This is a genomic window from Nitrospirillum amazonense, assembly GCF_007828045.1.
Lineage (GTDB): Bacteria > Pseudomonadota > Alphaproteobacteria > Azospirillales > Azospirillaceae > Nitrospirillum > Nitrospirillum amazonense_C.
In genome coordinates this window covers 23,452-40,634 of sequence record NZ_VITN01000013.1, presented here as the reverse complement: position 1 = coordinate 40,634, position 17,183 = coordinate 23,452, and the positions used below count along the sequence as shown (strand labels likewise).

The 17,183-nt window shown below is 69.0% G+C and carries 18 protein-coding genes; 7 read left to right on the top strand and 11 right to left on the bottom strand.

What is annotated here, in order from left to right:
- Positions 1–48: 48 nt before the first annotated feature.
- Together FBZ89_RS19290 and FBZ89_RS19285 are read left to right on the top strand one after the other, a co-directional pair.
- On the top strand, positions 49–3,015 hold the full coding sequence (locus FBZ89_RS19290; RefSeq protein WP_145751489.1) for a hypothetical protein: 2,967 nt from the start codon (positions 49–51) through the stop codon (positions 3,013–3,015).
- A 72-nt stretch (positions 3,016–3,087) separates the two neighbouring features.
- Positions 3,088–3,915 (top strand): aldo/keto reductase, encoded by an 828-nt coding sequence (locus tag FBZ89_RS19285; protein ID WP_145751488.1) that lies wholly within the window; start codon positions 3,088–3,090, stop codon positions 3,913–3,915.
- Positions 3,916–3,918: 3 nt separating this feature from the next.
- Here FBZ89_RS19285 and FBZ89_RS19280 read toward each other — a convergent pair whose 3' ends face one another.
- From FBZ89_RS19280 to fliI, 4 genes are all read right to left on the bottom strand, one after another.
- Entirely contained in the window at positions 3,919–4,314 is a 396-nt protein-coding gene (locus FBZ89_RS19280) for a hypothetical protein (protein WP_145751487.1), read from the bottom strand.
- A complete protein-coding gene (locus FBZ89_RS19275) occupies positions 4,308–4,904 on the bottom strand; it encodes a peptidoglycan recognition protein family protein (RefSeq protein WP_246172340.1) in 597 nt (198 codons plus the stop codon). The genes FBZ89_RS19280 and FBZ89_RS19275 overlap by 7 nt, the downstream gene beginning before the upstream one ends.
- Positions 4,905–5,036: 132 nt before the next feature.
- Positions 5,037–5,474, bottom strand: coding sequence for a flagellar FliJ family protein (locus FBZ89_RS19270; protein ID WP_145751485.1), 438 nt, complete (start codon positions 5,472–5,474; stop codon positions 5,037–5,039).
- A 24-nt stretch (positions 5,475–5,498) separates the two neighbouring features.
- Positions 5,499–6,836, bottom strand: coding sequence for a flagellar protein export ATPase FliI (gene fliI, locus FBZ89_RS19265; RefSeq protein WP_088871734.1), 1,338 nt, complete (start codon positions 6,834–6,836; stop codon positions 5,499–5,501).
- 215 nt (positions 6,837–7,051) lie between these two features.
- Here fliI and ctrA point away from each other — a divergent pair, with 215 nt between their 5' ends.
- Positions 7,052–7,759, top strand: coding sequence for a response regulator transcription factor CtrA (gene ctrA / locus FBZ89_RS19260; protein WP_145751484.1), 708 nt, complete (start codon positions 7,052–7,054; stop codon positions 7,757–7,759).
- A gap of 145 nt (positions 7,760–7,904) precedes the next feature.
- Here ctrA and FBZ89_RS19255 read toward each other — a convergent pair whose 3' ends face one another.
- Positions 7,905–8,198, bottom strand: coding sequence for an acylphosphatase (locus FBZ89_RS19255; RefSeq protein ID WP_145751483.1), 294 nt, complete (start codon positions 8,196–8,198; stop codon positions 7,905–7,907).
- A gap of 180 nt (positions 8,199–8,378) precedes the next feature.
- On the opposite strand from FBZ89_RS19255, the gene lepB reads away from it, so the two are divergent.
- The 3 genes from lepB to FBZ89_RS19240 all read left to right on the top strand — a co-directional run bounded on the left by lepB (position 8,379) and on the right by FBZ89_RS19240 (position 12,125).
- Positions 8,379–9,134, top strand: a complete 756-nt coding sequence (gene lepB / locus FBZ89_RS19250) for a signal peptidase I (RefSeq protein WP_145751482.1) — start codon at positions 8,379–8,381, stop codon at positions 9,132–9,134.
- A 33-nt stretch (positions 9,135–9,167) separates the two neighbouring features.
- Positions 9,168–10,526 (top strand): tetratricopeptide repeat protein, encoded by a 1,359-nt coding sequence (locus FBZ89_RS19245; protein ID WP_145751481.1) that lies wholly within the window; start codon positions 9,168–9,170, stop codon positions 10,524–10,526.
- Between the two features lie 69 nt (positions 10,527–10,595).
- Positions 10,596–12,125, top strand: coding sequence for an FAD-binding oxidoreductase (locus tag FBZ89_RS19240; protein WP_145751480.1), 1,530 nt, complete (start codon positions 10,596–10,598; stop codon positions 12,123–12,125).
- A 153-nt stretch (positions 12,126–12,278) separates the two neighbouring features.
- Here the strand turns inward: FBZ89_RS19240 and FBZ89_RS19235 are convergent, their stop codons facing one another.
- The 6 genes from FBZ89_RS19235 to FBZ89_RS19210 form a co-directional block, all read right to left on the bottom strand.
- Complete coding sequence (locus FBZ89_RS19235) at positions 12,279–12,578, bottom strand: SCP2 sterol-binding domain-containing protein (RefSeq protein WP_088871739.1); 300 nt, start codon at positions 12,576–12,578, stop codon at positions 12,279–12,281.
- A 99-nt stretch (positions 12,579–12,677) separates the two neighbouring features.
- Entirely contained in the window at positions 12,678–13,376 is a 699-nt protein-coding gene (locus FBZ89_RS19230; RefSeq protein ID WP_145751479.1) for an ATP12 family chaperone protein, read from the bottom strand.
- 15 nt (positions 13,377–13,391) lie between these two features.
- Entirely contained in the window at positions 13,392–14,069 is a 678-nt protein-coding gene (locus FBZ89_RS19225) for an HAD-IA family hydrolase (protein ID WP_145751478.1), read from the bottom strand.
- A 4-nt stretch (positions 14,070–14,073) separates the two neighbouring features.
- Positions 14,074–15,087 (bottom strand): RluA family pseudouridine synthase, encoded by a 1,014-nt coding sequence (locus FBZ89_RS19220; RefSeq protein ID WP_145751477.1) that lies wholly within the window; start codon positions 15,085–15,087, stop codon positions 14,074–14,076.
- A complete protein-coding gene (gene crcB / locus FBZ89_RS19215) occupies positions 15,084–15,464 on the bottom strand; it encodes a fluoride efflux transporter CrcB (RefSeq protein WP_145751476.1) in 381 nt (126 codons plus the stop codon). The genes FBZ89_RS19220 and crcB overlap by 4 nt, the downstream gene beginning before the upstream one ends.
- Entirely contained in the window at positions 15,461–16,474 is a 1,014-nt protein-coding gene (locus tag FBZ89_RS19210; protein WP_145751475.1) for a hypothetical protein, read from the bottom strand. Before FBZ89_RS19210 ends, crcB begins: the two co-directional genes overlap by 4 nt.
- A gap of 206 nt (positions 16,475–16,680) precedes the next feature.
- Here FBZ89_RS19210 and FBZ89_RS19205 point away from each other — a divergent pair, with 206 nt between their 5' ends.
- A complete protein-coding gene (locus tag FBZ89_RS19205) occupies positions 16,681–17,154 on the top strand; it encodes a hypothetical protein (protein ID WP_145751474.1) in 474 nt (157 codons plus the stop codon).
- The last annotated feature ends 29 nt before the right edge of the window (positions 17,155–17,183 follow it).

Below are 17,183 nucleotides of genomic sequence, written 5' to 3'. Positions count from 1 at the left end.
ACTGGGCTCGCCCCCTGAGGGACGGAGCGAGGGACGGAGCCTTCGGCCATGAGCGGCGTCCAGACACCCTCCATCATCACCCAAACGGCTGGCACCGGGGCCGGTGCCGCCCCCACTGTGTTGGGGCAGGTGACGGTGACCCAGCTGCCGGACAAGCTGGCCGGCCTCGCCCGGGCTTTAGCCGTTAGCGGCATGGTCACGGAACAACAGGGCGACCAGGCCACAGTGCGCACCGCCGCCGGCGACGTGCAGGTCCGCACCGAAGCCCCCCTGCCCACCGACCGCCCGGTCACCCTGCAAATCCCGGCGCAGACCACGGGCACCGCGCTGACGGCCACCGTGGTGGCGCAGGCGGCGACACAGGGGGCGGCCCAGGGGGCGGCCCAGACTGGCGGCAGCGGCCAAGCCGCAGCGGCGGTCCAACCCCAGCCGCAGCCTGCCGTCCAGTTGACCAGCCCCGCCGCCAGCCTGCCGGCCTTGCAGGTGGGCACCACGCTGGCCGCCGTCCTGCTGAACCCCGCCCCCGCATCCAATACCGCCAGCACGCCGGCACCCGACACCCAGGCGCCGGCGTCCGACATCAACCAGGGCCAGGGGCTGGGCCTGATCGTCGGCGCCCGGGGCGACACCGGCGACCAGCCCGACCTGACGGACGACTCCCCGCAGCAATCACCGAACCAGCCGGCACCGAACCAGCCCGCGCCCAGCCCAGCCGCCACCGCGGCCAGCGGTAGCGGCGCCACGGCCCCACAGACAGGCGCCACCGCTCCGGATACGGATACCGGCCAGCCCCCATCGACCACCCCGTCTGGGACAACCCTATCTGGGGCAAGCCCATCCACGGCCCTGCCGGCAGCCGGCGGCCAGGCCCCCCCCACCCCCACGGGCGCGCCCATTCCCGCCTCAGCCACCAGCACCCTGGCGAATTTGCTGTTCGCGCAGACGACAGCCGGCCTGCCCGGCACTGGCGCCGGCGCCAACCCGCCCTCGTTGGCCGACCTGCTGCCCGGCATCGCGCCGCCACCCACGCCTCAAGCATCGGTGCCAAGCGGTGGCGGCACGCCAGCCACCGCCACGCCAGCGCCCAACGGCCAGTCCACCACGGGCGTGTCGTCGCCGGTTCCATCCCCGGCGAACCCGTCCCCCGCCCAAACCGCCATACCGTCAACCGGGGCTCCGGTGACGCCCGGCACCGCCGCACCCGACACCGGACCGGCAGGGATGCAAGCATCCCCCACCGCCGGCGCCCCCGCTCCCACGTCAGCGCAACAGCCCGCCCCACCAGCGGCGTCCCAGTCGCTCGGCCGTGCCGCCACCCTGCTGGCCGCCCTGGGCGTGCCGGAGTTCCTGCCGGACCTGGGGCCGTCCAAGGCAGTGCCGACGCAGTCCGGGACGCCATCGCAGGCGCCGCAACCGGACGCCGCCCCCTCTCCCACCGTCGTGCCCCCGGTGACGGATGAGGCGTCCTTCGTCAGCGGCGGCCTGTTCCTGAATGCGACGCGGCCCAGCTTCGTTCGCACCGGCTTGCCCTCCGGCACCGCCGCCCCCTTCTCCCCCCTGCCCGCTGGCACGCCGCCGCAGGAGCAGCCGACCACCTTGGCCACACCGGCGGCGGCGGCGCCCGTCCCAAACGCCCAGGCATCACAGACCCCAGCGCCACAGCCCCCACCGCCACAGGCCACCACCATCGCGGCGGCCCCCCTGACGAATCTATTGGCGCAGAGCGCACCGGCACCCGCAGGCCAAGTTCCGCCGCCGCAGGCCCCGACCGGCCCCCCGGCGCTGGCCGTGCCCGCCGGCCAAGCCGGGCCATCGGCGGCTATGGGTGGCGGCGTGCCCGCATCGCCCTTCGGCGCGCCATCAGAACCTCCAGCCATGACACCCGCGGCCGCTTTCACGCCCGGCGCCTCGCCCCCTCAGGCGGGGTTGCCCGGCACGCCCCTTCCGGCCGCGCCGGCCGGTGCCTACACTCCCGCTCCGCGCGCGCCCACCAGCCCCAGTCCGGGGCAGACGCTCAGCCTCACGCTGCTGTCCGTGCAGCGGCCGGGCATGCCCTTGGAAGCCGCCCCCGCTGCCGGCCCCGGCATCCTGCCGCCGGAGGATGCGGCGGAGGCGCCGCTGAACCCCGCCCTGGCCCGGCCGGGCGTCCTGCCGCCCCTGCCCGGCACGGTGGTGGCCCTGACCCGCAGCGGCCAGCCGGTGGTGGAAACGCCCCGGGGCACCTTCCTGTTGCAGGCCCGCGCCGACCTGCCCGTGGGCACCAAGGTGCAGCTGGCGCCGGCCGCCACCGCGGCGCCGGAGTTGGATGCCGTGCCGCCGCCCATAGACCCGGCGCGGGGCCGCGACTGGCCGGCCCTGCGGGAGGCCTTGGCGGTCATCGCCGCCAGCGACCCGGCCCTGGCGCACCAATTGATCAACAGCGTGCTCCCCCGCCCGACGCCGCAGCTGACCAAGACCCTGGTGGTCTTCCTGGCGGCCCTGCGCGGCGGCGACGCCAGCGGCTGGCTGGGGTCGGAGGCGATGTCGACACTCAGCAAGGCGGGGCGTGGGCGCCTGTCCGCCCGCCTCAGCGATGATTTCAACAGCATCGCCACCCAGGCGGCGGAACCCAACAAGGAAGGCTGGCGCACCTTCGCCGTGCCCTTCGGCGATGAGGTGGGGCGCCTGCAAGTCCATGTCCGCGCCATCAACGACGAGGAGGGCGAGGAAGAGGACGGCGGCGCGCGCGGGGTTCGCAACCGCCCGCTGCGCCGCTTCCTGATCGACCTGCAGCTGTCGCAGCTGGGGCCCATGCAGCTGGACGGCCTGATTTGGACTGGCCGCTTCGACCTGGTGATCCGCACCCGCCAGCTGCTGCCCAGCAGCCTGACGCGGGAACTGCACGGCATCTACAGCAACAGCCTGGCGGCCGTGGGCTACAGTGGCGGGTTGGCCTTCCAGACCGGCGCCCACGGCTGGGTCGATCATGCCGCCGGCGTCGGCAGCGGGGGCGTGGGTCCCACCACGCGGATATAGCGCCCCTTGTTTCGGGGCCAGGCCGCCCCACCTTGGTTGACGCCTCGGACGTGAACAAGCGGGATCCGCCCCATGGACAGCCAGCCCACCCTCACCCTGAACGACGGCCGCGTCATGCCCCAGCTGGGCCTGGGCGTCTGGCAGACGCCGGACAGCCAGGCCGCCCCCGTGGTGGGAACGGCCCTGGAGGCGGGGTACCGGCTGGTGGACACCGCCGCCATCTACGGCAATGAAGCCGGTGTGGGCCGGGGCCTGCGGAGCACCGGCATCACCGCCCGCAGCCTGTTCGTGACCACCAAGCTGTGGAACGACAGCCATGGCACGGAGGCGCCGGTGGCGGCGCTGGACCACAGCCTGTCGCGCCTGGGGCTGCCCGCCGTGGACCTCTATCTCATCCACTGGCCAACCCCGGCCCGCGCACGCTATGTGGAGACGTGGCGGGCGCTGATCGCCCTGCGGGAAACGGGCAAGGCCCGGTCCATCGGCGTTTCCAACTTCACCACCCCTCAGCTGGCCCAGCTGATCGAGGAGACGGGCGTGGTGCCGGCCGTGAACCAGATCGAACTGCATCCCCGGTTCCAACAGCGCGAGCTGCGCGCGTTCCATGAGGAACACGGCATCGTCACCCAGTCGTGGAGCCCGCTGGGCCAGGGCAAGCTGCTGGACCATCCGGTGCTGGTGGAAATCGCGCGCAAGCACGAACGGACGCCGGCGCAGATCGTCATCCGCTGGCACCTGGACCTGGGCCTGGGGGTCATCCCGAAGTCCGCCACCCCGCACCGCATCCGCGATAACATCGCCGTCTTCGACTTCCGCCTGGATGAGGCGGACAAGGCCCGCATCGCTGGCCTGGACGACCCGCGCGGCCGCCTCGGCCCTCACCCCGATGATTTCAACTGAAGGCTATTTCGCGAAGGGCAACTCCGGCCCCGACAGGTAGGTCGAGACGGTATCGGAGACCTTGACCTGCCCCCGGCCGGAGCGGTCCAGGTCCCAGGCGTAGGTCTTGCCGTCCGCCGTCGTCAGCGTGCCCTTGGCGAAGCACTGGGTCCAATCCAGCTCCTCCCGCCAGGCATGCTCCGTCACCTCCTTGGCCTTGGCGAACCAGCGCGTGGCCGCCTTGTCGCTCAAATGGAAACGGGCGCACCTCTCCCTGGTTTCGTCACCATCCGACTTTTCCTGCCAGATTCCGGCCTGCTCGACATGCACGCGCTTGATGACAAAGGAAGTGGGCTTGGCCTGGACGGGGGCCTGCGCAGCCAGCAGCAGGGTCACCAGAAGGGCCGAAAACCTTACCATCGCGCGGACTCCGCCTCGTGCTCGTTCTTGCGGGACACGGCGGGATGGCGGAACACCTCCGTCATCGGCACACCGAATTTCTCCGTCAGTTCCTTGACCAGCCAGGCCAGGGACGCGTTCTGCTCCGCCGTCACCGTCTCATAGCCCTGATTGGGCGCGGTGCCCGTGGGAGCGCCGACCAGCTCGATGCCGATCGAATCGTCATTCGACGGATAGCGGTCAGGCACCGCCTTCTGCGTCTCATAGCTGTTGATCTCGGCGTAGGTCATATGGGCGAAATTCTTCACCTCGACCGGTGTGCAGCGCTTTTCCAGCATACAGCGGGGCTTCAGCTTGCCCACATGCCATTGCCGCCAGAAGACGGACCCGGTCTGGTAGATGTCGCCGTTCTTGTCGATCAGGAAATGCGCGCCGTTGGCGCCATCCTGCAGATAACTATTGAGGGTGGACGACGCCGTGGGGGCGCCCGTCTGATGGACGATGATGCCGCTGACCGTTGTCATGCGGCCATGCGCCAGATTGGGCCGGCGCGCTACCGTGATCTTGGGATCCACCGCCCAACCGTCCTTGTCGAAGGCCAACACGTTCACCTCCACCGCCGGGAAGGTTCAACCTGGGATATCGGGACACATTCTCCCGCTGCACCGATGTAAAGGACGGAGGAGCGGTTTCAACCAGCGGCGGGCCGGGAAATATCTGGGTATTCCTTCCGAGCGGGCGTCCTACTCCTCCCCCATCCCGCCCTCTTCCTGCTGGCGCAGGTGGCGCTGGGCGGCGACCTCGTCCAGCATCATGGCCTCCTTGCGGGCCAACTCCGCCTTCTCCTTGCGGATGCGCTCCTCCTCCGCCAGTTCGAAGCGCTTCAGTTCCTGGAAGGCCTGGGCCAAGTCTTCTTCCGCCCGCCGGATGGCGATCATCAACTGCTGCCGGGCGATTTCCATGGCGTTGCGGCGCAGCTTGATCTGGGGAAGGTAGCTGGCGAAGGCCATCGCCATGTCGACGGAGGTGCCGGACAGCTGGCGCTCCATCTCCACCTGGGCCTCGAACTGCTGGCGCTGCAGGGTCAGCCTGTCCTCCTGGTCGCGCAGCTGCGTCAGGTGGCGGCGCTTGTCGTCCACCTGGTTCTTGTGCAGCCGGATCAGGGCCTTCAGGCTTTTCATGGGTTAGGGTGATCCTGGTTCGGCTCAGACGGGCCAGCTGGCGCCGTTCAGGATGGCCTGCAGCTGAGCGTAGCCGGTGGCGAGGTCGCTGCGCTCATGCCGCCCCTGGCGCAGGAAGCCTTCGATATGGGGGTTCAGCTCGATGGCGCGGTCCACCTGCGGATCGCTGCCCCGGCGATAGGCGCCGAGGCGGATCATCTCCTCCATATCGCTGTAGGAGGACATCAGCCGGCGGGCGGCGATGACCAGCGCGTTCTCCTCATCCGTGTTGCAGTCCGGCATGGTGCGCGAGACGCTGCGCAGGATGTTGATGGCGGGATAGCGCCCGCGCTCGCCGATGCGGCGCTCCATAACGATATGGCCATCCAGGATGCCGCGCACGGCGTCGGCGATGGGCTCGTTATGGTCGTCGCCGTCCACCAGCACGGTGAACAGGCCGGTGATGGTGCCGTCGCCCGCCCCCGGCCCCGCCCGTTCCAGCAGGCGCGGCAGCTCGGCGAACACGGTGGGCGGATAGCCCTTGGTGGTGGGCGGCTCGCCGGCGGACAGGCCGATCTCGCGCTGGGCCATGGCGAAGCGGGTGACGCTGTCCATCATGCACAGCACGTCCAGCCCCTGGTCGCGGAAATGCTCCGCCACCGCGAAGGTCATATAGGCGGCCTGCCGGCGCATCAGCGGCGGCTCGTCGCTGGTGGCCACCACCACGACACTGCGGGCCAGGCCTTCTTCCCCCAGATCGTCCTCGATGAACTCCTGCACCTCGCGTCCGCGTTCGCCGATCAGGCCGATGACGGTGACGGAGGCGGCGGTGTAGCGCGCCAGCATGGACATCAGCACCGACTTGCCCACGCCGGAACCGGCGAAGATGCCCATGCGCTGCCCGCGGCAGCAGGACAGGAAAGTGTTGATGGAGCGCACGCCCAAATCGATCTTCTCCCCCACCCGCTTGCGGGTGCTGGCCTGCGGGGGCGCTGCCTTGATCGGGTTGCCCACGGGGCCCAGGGGCAAGGGCCCCTTGCCGTCCAGCGGCTCACCCAGGGCGTTGATCACGCGGCCCAGCCAGGCGGGCGTGGGGTGGATCTCGGGCTGGCCCTCCGACACCTCGGCGCGGCAGCCCAGGCCGATGTCCTCCAGCGTGCCGTAGGGCAGCAGCAGAGCCTTGCCGTTGCGGAAGCCGACCACCTCGCACGGCACGGGCCGCCCCCCGCGCGAGATGACGCGGCAGCGCCCGCCGATGGACAGGCGGCGTTCCACGCCGCCGACCTCCACCAGCATGCCCAGCACCGATGTGACCCGCCCGAAGATCTTGAAGGGAGCAAGCGCCTCGATTTCGGGGATCAGGAGGTTGGGGTCGTACATCATGGCCGGTCTCTCGCGCCCTAAATCCGGATTTATCAAGCCGTTACGGCCCCGAATCATCCCAATCGCGGGACGGGTTCCGGAGTGGTGCCCACAACGGGTGAGATAGCTAAAGGATAGCCTTACCCGCGTAGCATAATGCCGCGGCATCTGTTAACCTAGTCGGCAGTTAACCTCCCCGCTCCCTTGAGACTACACCCCTTTCAAGGAAGACGCCCATGAGAGTACTGGTCGTAGAAGACGATCCGTCGATGGCCAAGAGCATTCAATTGATGCTCAAATCCGAAGGGTTCATCGTTGACATAACCGATCTTGGCGAAGATGGCCTGGAGATCGGCAAGCTGTATGACTACGACATCATCATCCTGGACCTGATGTTGCCCGACATCGACGGGTATGAGGTGCTGCGGCGCCTGCGCTCGGCCCGGGTGACCACGCCCATCCTGATCCTCTCCGGCCTGACTGAGCTGGACGCAAAGCTGAAGGGTCTGGGCTTTGGTGCCGACGACTACCTGACCAAGCCGTTCGACAAGCGCGAGCTGCTGGCCCGCATGCAGGCCATCGTCCGCCGCAGCAAGGGCCATTCGGAAAGCGTCATCCGCACCGGCGCGCTGACCGTGAACCTGGACACGCGCTCGGTCGAGGTGTCGGGCCAGCCCCTGCACCTGACGGGCAAGGAATACGGCATCCTGGAGCTGTTGTCCCTGCGCAAGGGCACCACCCTGACCAAGGAGATGTTCCTGAACCATCTCTATGGCGGCATGGATGAGCCGGAGCTGAAGATCATCGACGTCTTCGTCTGCAAGCTGCGCAAGAAGCTGGCGCAGGCGACGGACGGCAGCAACTACATCGAAACCGTCTGGGGCCGCGGCTACGTCCTGCGCGATCCCAACGAGGCCCGCCAGCAAGCGGCGGCGGCCAGCTGACCCTGGCCGTGATGAGAACAAGGCCGCGCCGCTCCAGCCGGGTTGCGCGGCCTTTTTTCTTGGGCCCCTCACACGCAGGGCGGTCGCGTCCCACGGCATGAGGGTGAACCTCATGCCGCTTGACCATACGCGGCCGCGGTAAGCGCTAAACCGTCGGCAGCTTGTGGAAGCCGGTGGCGCCGGGATCGCTGCCCGGCGTGGCGTCCACCTCGGTTACCCGGGCATGGGTGGGGCCCCGATGGCACCGGGTCACCATGTCCGCCACGGCGGCGGGCGGGCCGGCGAACAGCGCCTCCACCGTGCCGTCGTTCCGATTGCGCACCCACCCGTCCAGGCCCAGTTCCAGTGCTTGCTCCACCGTCCAGTTGCGGTAGAAGACGCCCTGGACCCGGCCCCGCAGGACGACATGGGTGGCGACACGGTCGGCGGGTTCGGCCATGGCAGGCTCCATCATCGAAGTAGGCGGGTCTAAGAAGACAGGGGCGAAGGATCAACGGGGCCAAGGATATAGCGTCAGTCATCGGGCGCGCCAACGCCGCGATGGACAAGGCCGGCCGGCCTTCGGCATCATCGCCGCCAACGGCCCGGTGGGCCTGCGACCAGGGAACGGAGGAAGGCGATGCGGCGCGCGGTACTGGAATGGGGTCGCTTCATCCTGATCTGGGGCGTCTGCGTCCTGTCCTTCCGGGCCTTCGCCTTCGGCAGCTACTACGTGCCATCGGAAAGCATGCTGCCCACCCTGGCGGTGGGGGATCATTTCATCGCCGCCAAGTACGCCTACGGCTACAGCCGCCATTCCCCGGATATCACCCTGCCGGAAGGGTTCATCCCCACTGCCGATGGCCGCCTGCTGTCCCACCTGCCGCAGCGGGGCGACATCGTCGTGCTGAAGCCGGAGGGCGCGCCGGAAGCGCTGGTGAAGCGGGTCATCGGCCTGCCGGGCGACACGGTGCAACTGGCCCACGGCCGGCTGGTGCTGAACGGCCAGGTGATCAGCCGGCATGAGACGGGCGCCTACGACTATCGCGACGACCACGGCCGTACCGTGCATGTGACGGAATATGTAGAGGATCTGCCGGCCACCGACGGCGGCCTGGCCCGCCATGCCGTCCTGCAGCGCAGCGATGAAGGTCCGGCCGACAACACCGGCGTCTATACCGTGCCCGCCGGCCATGTCTTCCTCATGGGTGACAACCGCGACAACAGCCAGGACAGCCGCTTCCCCTATCCCGACCTGGGGTTCGTGCCACTGGACCGGGTGATCGCCCGCGCGCAGTTCACCGCCTACACCAACCATTTCTGCAAGGCCGAGAGCGACCTGACCTGCCCCGGCGGCGACTGGAGCACCCGCTTCGGTCGCAGCCTGAAGCCCTGACCCTCCCTCCCCTTTTAGGAACCGCCTGCCCCCATGGCCAAGCCTCCCAAGCCGCCCGCCGGCCCCACCGTCCCCGCCGAGGAACTGTTCGCCCAGGGGGTGGAGCACCAGAACCAGGGCCGCTGGGCGGAGGCGGAGGCCGTGTACCGCGAGGTCGCCCGCATGCTGCCGCGCGCCTCGGCCGTGCACTGGAACCTGGGCACGGTGCGCAAGCATTTGGGCCAGTGGAAGGAGGCGCTGGACGCCTTCCGCAAGGCCGTCAGCCTGGACCCCACCTGGCGGGGCCGCGACTTCAACATCGGCCTCTGCCACCAGAAGCTGGGCCACGCCAACGAGGCGGCGGAGAGCTTCGCCCGCGCCGTGGCGGCGGAGCCGGACGATCCCATCAACCGCTTCAACCTGGCGGCGGCCCTGCGCGACCTGGGCCGCCTGGCGGAAGCGGTGGTGCATACGGAAACGGCGCTGGAGCTGAAGCCGGACTTCATCGAGGCGGAACTGCAACTGGCCAAGCTGCGCACCGCCCTGACGCCGCGCTGGCACGTGCCGATGATGAACGACATCGAGCGCAACGCGGCCTATGAGGCCGCCATCACCGCCGCCGTGCGCCCGGGCGATATCGTGCTGGAGATCGGCACCGGCTCCGGCTTGCTGGCCATGATGGCGGCCCGGGCCGGCGCCGCCCATGTCTATACCTGCGAGGCCGATCCCGTCATCGCGGAGACGGCGCGCGCCATCATCGCCACCAACGGCTACGCCGACCGAGTCACCGTCATCGCCAAACCGTCCGGCACCGTGACCGTGGGCAAGGATCTGCCGCGCCCGGCCGACCTGCTGGTCTCTGAAATCCTGTCCAGCGACCTGCTGTCGGAACGGGTGCTGTCGGCGGTGCGCGACGCCAGGGACCGGTTGCTGACGCCCGAGGCACGCATCATCCCCCAGGCCGGTGGCGTGCGCGCCCTGCTGGCCGAAAGCCGGGCGATGGAGCGGGCCTTCTTCGTGGAGGAGGCTTGCGGCTTCGACCTTGACGAGTTCAACCGCCTGGCCCCCCGCGCCGTTCGGCTTGACCGGATCATGCCCTTCACGCCCCTGTCCGCCCCCTTCCAGGCCCTGACCGTGGACCTGGCCGATCCCCAGCCGGGTCAAAGCTGGCGCGGCCACTTGGCCGTGCCGGTGACCGCCGACGGCCGCTGCGTCGGCCTGCTGCAGTGGATATGGTTGAAGCTGTGGGATGGGGTGGAATTCGAGAACAGCCCCCTCACCCCCACCGAGGCGTCCGGCTGGCAGCCCGGCCTTTACCTGCCGCGCCGGCCGCTGGACTTGATGGCGGGGGAAACGGTGGAGGCCACTTCCTTCCACGACGGCCATAACGTCTGGCTCAGCCTCAAGCGCTGACCCCTTGCAACGCCGGCCCAAATAGGAGAATTACTAGATAAGTAATTCTCGGTTAAGGGGAGGTGCGTGGTGGGGGCATTCGAGACGGCGACAGCGCGGCGATCCATCCTCAAAGGGCTGGGCGCCTTGGCGGTGGGCGCCAGCCTACCGATGCCGGTCAGGGCGCAGCAGTTTCTGGCCGACCCCGGCGTGGAACTGCACCCACAGACGCACAATCCCGGCAAGGGCGCCTGGGCCGACCTGGCGCGCGAGCTGAAGGGCAACGTGGTCCTGCCGGACGACCCGTTCTTTGGCGATTATTCCCGACCCAACAACCTGCGCTACGCCACGCGGCCGGCCGGCATCGCCCGCTGCACCAGGGCGGAGGATGTGAGTGCCTGCCTCAAGTGGGCCAAGAAGACCAACACACCCTTTGCCGTACGCTCCGGCGGACACAACTACGCCGGCTTCTCCACCACCCATGGCCTGCTGATCGACATGTCGCCCATGGCCGGCATCACCAAGCTGGATGACCAGCGGGTGGAAATCCGGGGCGGCACCATCAACAGCCTGGTCTACAAGGCGCTGGAGCGCATGGGCCGCACCGTCACCCACGGCCGCTGCGACGGCGTGGGCGCCGCCGGCTTCTTGCTGGGCGGCGGCATCGGCTTCAACATGCGCCTCTATGGCATCGGGTCCGACCTGATGCGCGGCACCGAGCTGGTGCTGGCGGATGGGGAACGGGTCAGCGCCAGCGCGGACAGCCACAAGGAATTGCTGTGGGCCTGCCAGGGCGGCGGCGGCGGCAATTTCGGCATCAACACCAGCTTCACGGTGGAAACCTATCCCGTCAGCACCGTCACGGTGTTCGAGATCACCTGGACCCGGGATCTGGAGCGGGTGCTGCACGGCCTGCTGCACCAGTTGCAGACCGCCCCCAACGGCTTCGGCAGCAAGATTTCCGTGACCGTGCCGTCACGCGAGGATCGCGCGCTGGGCAAGGGCCTCAGCGTTTCCATCCTGGGCCAGGCGCATGCCGGCACCCCGCCCCTGCCGGAGCTGTTCGGCCCCTGGCTGTGGGAGCAGGCGGAGAAACGCAGCATCCACGCCGACATGCCCTATTGGCAGGCGCAGGACATCCTGTCGGAAGAGACCTTCCCCTATTACTACCGGGAACAGTCGACCTTCCTGAACACCAGCGACCTGACGGAAACCGTCGTGGCGAACTTGATCGCCAGCGGCAAGGCCATGCCGGGCACCAGCATGGCCTCGGCCTTCAAGTTCTTCCAGGTCGGTGGTGCCGTCAACAAGGTCGGCCGCAAGGACACGGCCTTCGTCCACCGGGGATACGACTGGCTGTTCTCCAGCGAAGTCAACTGGTGGGCGCTGAAGGACAGCCCCACCCTGGTCACGGAGAACCTGGCCTGGCAGGACAAATTCTATGCCGGCGTACGCGCGCTGACCACGGGCGGCGGCGCCTACCAGAACTTCCCCGACGCCTCGCTGAAGGACTGGAAGGCCGCCTATTACGCGGAAAATTATCCGGATCTGCAAAAGGTGAAGGAAGCGGTGGACCCAACCTCCCTCTTCCGCTTCGCCCAGGCCATCACGCCCGCTTAAGTCAATTATCCCTCAAGCGGCGGGAGCCGGCATCCGCCGGCTTGCCTTCCTCGATTTCCAGTCCGGTGGCGCTCCCCGGAAATCTGCGGCGGCCACGGTCGTGGCCTATAGCGGCATGAGGGTCGGTTTCATGCCGCTGATGGCGTCGCGCCCTCAATCGTCCAGCATGCCGGCCAGCTTCAGGGCCACGCCCATGTCACCCTGGACCTTCAGCTTGCCGAAGGTGAAGGCCAGGGTGGGGCTGAGCTTGCCTTCGCTGAGCTTCACGAAGTCGGCCAGCGAGATCTTCAGGGTGGTGTTCACGTCCACCGGGTCGCGCGACACGGTGGGCACCTTGGTCGCATCCAGGAACAGGGCCCCGTCGGTGCCGAAGTCGAACTTCACCTTGGCGCCCAGTCCGGTGAATTGGGAAAGCGAGGCGCGCATCTTGGCTTCAAGCTGGTCGAAGGTCATGGGGGAACGGATCCTTGGTATGCGGGGCGGAACGGTTGTTGCACCGCATATAAGGGGGCGCCGCGCGCCCAGTTCCAATGTTTTCTGATGGCCGCCGACTCAGGCCTTCAGGAACTCCAGGTAACGTAAACTGGCAGCGAGGTCGGCCTTCAGCGACGCGCGCCGGTCCCTGGCCTCATCATCCTCGCCCCACTGCTCGATTTGGAACGACTCGTCGAGTTCGGCCAGGTCGAAGGCCTGGTCGGCATCGATGCGCCCCTCGAACAGGGCCAGGCCCAGCACCAGCGATCCGGTCAGCGCCACGGCGTTCTGCACACCGGTCAGCTGCCAGTCGTCCAGTGCCTCCAGCGCGCGCTTCAGCGCGTTCAAGGCCACCGGGTCCTGGGCCCGGTGCATGATGCCGGTGGTGGTCTGCAGCAGGGCGTCATAGCGCAAGGCCGCCCAGTCCAGCAGCGGCTGCCAGGCGCGCCCCTGCCGTTCGGCCAGCGTCGCCGGCTCGGCGACGCGGTAGCACAGCAGGTCGGTGCCGCCATAGGCGGCCGCCCCATCCAGGATGGTGGCGCGCTGCGGCCCCACCCGGTCGACGCAGGTGGACGCCAGCTGCATCATGGGCATGGAGTCCGGCACCACGGTGTCGCCCTGGGCATCCCACTCCGCCGCCACCGCCCGAGCCAGCGCCTCGGTCGGCAACACCAGGTCGGCCTTGGCCGGCGACTTCAGGATGCGGGCGTCCAGCTGAACCTGCCAGCCACCATGCATGCCAGGCACCACGGCCACCGTCTTGTAAATCCGCTTCATCAGATTGTTCCTAGCTCACGCCGTCACCAGGGCGGCGGCCGCCGCCGGCACCTCGGCATAATCGTGGCAGACGCGGGCGGCACCAGCCGCCAGCAGGCTCTGCGGCGCGTGATAGCCCCAGGCCACGCCCAGGGCGGCGGCCCCGGCGCTGCGCGCCATCTGCATGTCGTAGCTGGTGTCGCCGATGACCACGGTGGTGGCCGGATCGGCCCCCGCCTCCGCCATGGCGCGCAGGGCCATGGCCGGCGCGGGCTTGCCCTGGGCACGGTCGGCCGTCTGCAGGGTGATGAAACGCCCGCCCAGGCCGTGATGGTTCAGCGTGGCGACCAGGCCCCGGTGCGACTTGCCCGTGGCGATGCCCAACAGGAAACCCGCCGCCTCCAAGGCATCCAGCGCGGCCACCAGGCCGGGGTAAAGCGGTTCTTCCGCGATGCCGTTGGCCCGGTTCGCAAAGAACGCGTTCTTGTAGGCCGCGACGATGCCGGCCACGGCACCCGCCCCCACCCCTTCGGGCAGCAGGCCCAGCACGGCGACCTCCAGCGACAGGCCCACCTGGCGCCGCACGGCCTCATCGGTCGGCGGCGTCAGGCCTTGGCTGGCGAAGCCCGCGGCCATGGCGGCGATGATGGCGTGCTGGCTATCCACCAGCGTGCCGTCACAATCGAACAGGGCCAGGCGGTTGAAGGCGGACATGAGGTCAGACGTAGCTGGCGAAGGGATCGCCGTCTTTCATATCGAAGCCGAAATATTCCCAGGTCTTGGCCATGTGCGGTGGCAAGTTGGCCGTCACGTCGATGGGTTTGCCGCCGCGCGGGTTGGGGATGACGATGCGACGGGCGTGAAGATGCAACTGGCGCGGCAGCTCGGCGCCACCGGGCAGAAAGGCCTCCTGCCCCGCGTACTTGCCATCGCCCAGGATGGGCGTGCCGATGGCCACCATGTGGGCGCGCAGCTGATGCGTGCGGCCGGTCAACGGCCATAGGGCGACGAAGGCGGCCTGCCGGTGCGCGTTCTCGATCACCTGGTACAGGGTGACGGCGCGCGCGCCCTCATCCTCGTCCACCGCCATGCGCTCACCGCGCGTGCCGGCTTCCTTGGCCAGGGCCGCGTCGATCTTGCCCTGGTACTGCTTGGGCACGCCCACGGTGACGGCCCAGTAGTACTTGCGTGCTTCCTTGCCCCGGAAATAGCCGGCCAGGCGGGTGGCGGCGAAGCTGGTGCGGGCCAGCACCAGACAGCCGCTGGTGTCCTTGTCCAGGCGGTGGACCAGCTTGGGCCGCTCCTTCCCGTCGAACATCAGCACGTCCAGCATGGCATCCAGGTGCTTGTTCTGGCCGGTACCGCCCTGCACCGCCAGGCCGGCGGGCTTGTTCAGGACGATGACGTCGCCATCGCGGTACAGCACCGCATCGCGCAGGGCCTTCACTTCCTTGTCCGACAAGACCGGCCGTTCCTTGCGCGTCACGGCGCCCGGCGCCAGGGGCGCCAGGTCGGGCATGGGGGGGATGCGCACGGACTGCCCGGCCTCCAGCCGCGTGGCGCCCTTGACGCGGCCGCCATCCACCCGCACCTGACCGGTGCGCAGCAGCTTTTCCAGCTGGATATGGCTCAGCGCCGGGAAATGCCGCTTGAACCAGCGGTCCAGGCGCATCTCCGCCTCGTCGGCGGTCACGGTCCGCGCCTCGACCTTACGGCCACCCTCATCACTCATGACATCACCGCACGTACCAGGGCCATGCCCACAAAAAGACCGCCGACGCCGACCACCAGCGTCGCCATGAAATACAGCATCGTCACCGGCCAATCCCCCCGCGACACCAGCGTGCCGATGTCCAGCGAGAAGGATGAGAAGGTGGTGAACCCGCCCAGTATGCCCACCGCCAGGAAGGCGCGCAGCTCCGGCGAAGGATGCCACACCCGGCCCGCGGCCTCTGCCAGCACGCCCATGAGCACGGAGCCCACGACGTTCACGAACAGGGTGCCCCAAGGGAAATCCAGCCCCAGCCAACGCCCCAGCCAAACCTGCGTAAGGTATCGCAGGACCGAGCCCAAGGCGCCGCCCACGGCGACGACGATAACTTGGTTCATCCCCCACCCCTGGCCCCACCCCTGGCCCTACCCCTGGCGACGGCACTGCTCTCAATGGCGGTGGCGTCCCCCGACATATCGCCGGTGACGCCAAAAATCCATCCTTCGCGCCGCGCCGTGCCGGTGTCCAGCCCCTTGGGCGCCCAGACATCGTCCAAAGGCGCCCAGCGCATCATGCCGGCGGCGGCGATCATGGCATCACCGGCGTGGTCATCAAAGGCCGCCGGCACCCCGGCCCCCGCATGGCTGCCCATATGGCACCCCAACTGGGCCAGCGCCGCCGCCATGGCGCCGTGGTCGCGAATCTTGGCCAAGCCGTGCGCGCGGCGCCGGAACAGGGTGGGATAGATTTCCGTGACCACCGACCGGGCGGCGCCGTCCGGCCCTGTCAGCGCTTCCGCCGGCCACACCGCCAGCGCATCACCCAGGCGCCGCTTCAGATGGCGCAGCGACCGCATGCCGGCCAGCGAGGCCTTGCCCACCTGCTTGGACGCCGCCGCCAGGTTGAAGACGGAGACGGGGGTGCCCACGCCGGTGCGGGCGGCGACCAATTCCACCCGGCGCCGCTTGCCGCCACCTTCCGCATCCGTCCAGTGCGCGGGCCGCCGTCCCGCCAGCCAGAAGCTGGGGCCCAGACGCGGATCGGCCAGCGCCGGGGTACCGCAGAAGTCATCGGCGCCAATGCCGTCGCCGGCGGCCTCATCCACCAGGTCCCACAGGCCCGCCATGTCGTCCACCCCGGCGGCGCGGCCATCCAGGTAGCCCACGTCCGGCACATAAGGCAGGGAAAAGCCGCAATCGATGCCGACCAGGGCGCGGACGCCGGCGCGGTGATGGTCCGCCAGGCGCTGGGCCACCCAGTCCATGGCCTCGCGACGGCTCCAGTGCCGGCCGGGCGGCGGCACCAGGTGAACCGCGCCCTCATCCGGCCGGACGCGGGCGATGGCGATACCCCGGGCGGGCAGTGCCCCCGTCCAGTCGATACCGATATACTCATCAAAGACCGGCACCAGCCTCTCCTTAACCCTTGGCCTTAACCCTTGGCGTTCGCCATCCTTCACCCGTCGCGGTACCGCGAGGCGGCGGATGGCCGCTTTTCAACCACCCCACCCCTGCCCTGTCTGCAACGGACGCGCGCACGGTCGTTGGGCAGGCAACAGTTGGCAGGGCGGTCCCACGTGGTAAGCTATATGACCGTCGCTGCGGAGTTTTTCCCGTGTTCGCCCGTAATTGGCTCTCTACCGCCCGTCCCCTGCCCGCCCTGCTGGGCACGGTGGCGCTCGCCCTGACGGTCCTTGCCGGCCCCGCCCGGGCCCAGACGGCGCCGGCCCAGCAGCCCGCCACCGCGCCCTCGACTCAATCCGACGCGCCGCCCAGACCTGACGCGCCCAAGCCGGGCCTGGATAAGAATGGCCTGCCCACCTCGGTGGTCAAGGTGGCCGCCCCGCCCAAGGATCCCGACGCGGTCGAGCCGCCGCGCACCGATGGCCCCATCGACGAAATCATCATCACCGCCCCCCAGTTCGGCAACCGGGAGGAGGTCGAGGCCTTCCACAAGGCGGAGTTTGAGCGCCTGGACAAGATCTACGGCAAGCATGAGGAAAAGCGCAGCCGGGGCGACACCCTGACCAAGGCGCCCGAGGCCAACACGGGCACCACCCGTGACGGGCCGATCACCCTGGACCGTTAACGGACGCGTCCGCGCCCGTTCTCCTCGAT

Bases quoted from the DNA above. Each gene is read 5' to 3' on its own strand.
- lepB (WP_145751482.1), top strand. From the start codon at position 8,379: ATGCGGCGCGCGGTACTGGAATGGGGTCGCTTCATCCTGATCTGGGGC.
- FBZ89_RS19220 (WP_145751477.1), bottom strand. From the start codon at position 15,087: ATGAGTGATGAGGGTGGCCGTAAGGTCGAGGCGCGGACCGTGACCGCC.
- FBZ89_RS19255 (WP_145751483.1), bottom strand. From the start codon at position 8,198: ATGGCCGAACCCGCCGACCGTGTCGCCACCCATGTCGTCCTGCGGGGC.
- FBZ89_RS19290 (WP_145751489.1), top strand. From the start codon at position 49: ATGAGCGGCGTCCAGACACCCTCCATCATCACCCAAACGGCTGGCACC.
- FBZ89_RS19245 (WP_145751481.1), top strand. From the start codon at position 9,168: ATGGCCAAGCCTCCCAAGCCGCCCGCCGGCCCCACCGTCCCCGCCGAG.
- FBZ89_RS19235 (WP_088871739.1), bottom strand. From the start codon at position 12,578: ATGACCTTCGACCAGCTTGAAGCCAAGATGCGCGCCTCGCTTTCCCAA.
- crcB (WP_145751476.1), bottom strand. From the start codon at position 15,464: ATGAACCAAGTTATCGTCGTCGCCGTGGGCGGCGCCTTGGGCTCGGTC.
- FBZ89_RS19225 (WP_145751478.1), bottom strand. From the start codon at position 14,069: ATGTCCGCCTTCAACCGCCTGGCCCTGTTCGATTGTGACGGCACGCTG.
- fliI (WP_088871734.1), bottom strand. From the start codon at position 6,836: ATGATGTACGACCCCAACCTCCTGATCCCCGAAATCGAGGCGCTTGCT.
- FBZ89_RS19280 (WP_145751487.1), bottom strand. From the start codon at position 4,314: ATGGTAAGGTTTTCGGCCCTTCTGGTGACCCTGCTGCTGGCTGCGCAG.
- ctrA (WP_145751484.1), top strand. From the start codon at position 7,052: ATGAGAGTACTGGTCGTAGAAGACGATCCGTCGATGGCCAAGAGCATT.
- FBZ89_RS19285 (WP_145751488.1), top strand. From the start codon at position 3,088: ATGGACAGCCAGCCCACCCTCACCCTGAACGACGGCCGCGTCATGCCC.
- FBZ89_RS19230 (WP_145751479.1), bottom strand. From the start codon at position 13,376: ATGAAGCGGATTTACAAGACGGTGGCCGTGGTGCCTGGCATGCATGGT.
- FBZ89_RS19270 (WP_145751485.1), bottom strand. From the start codon at position 5,474: ATGAAAAGCCTGAAGGCCCTGATCCGGCTGCACAAGAACCAGGTGGAC.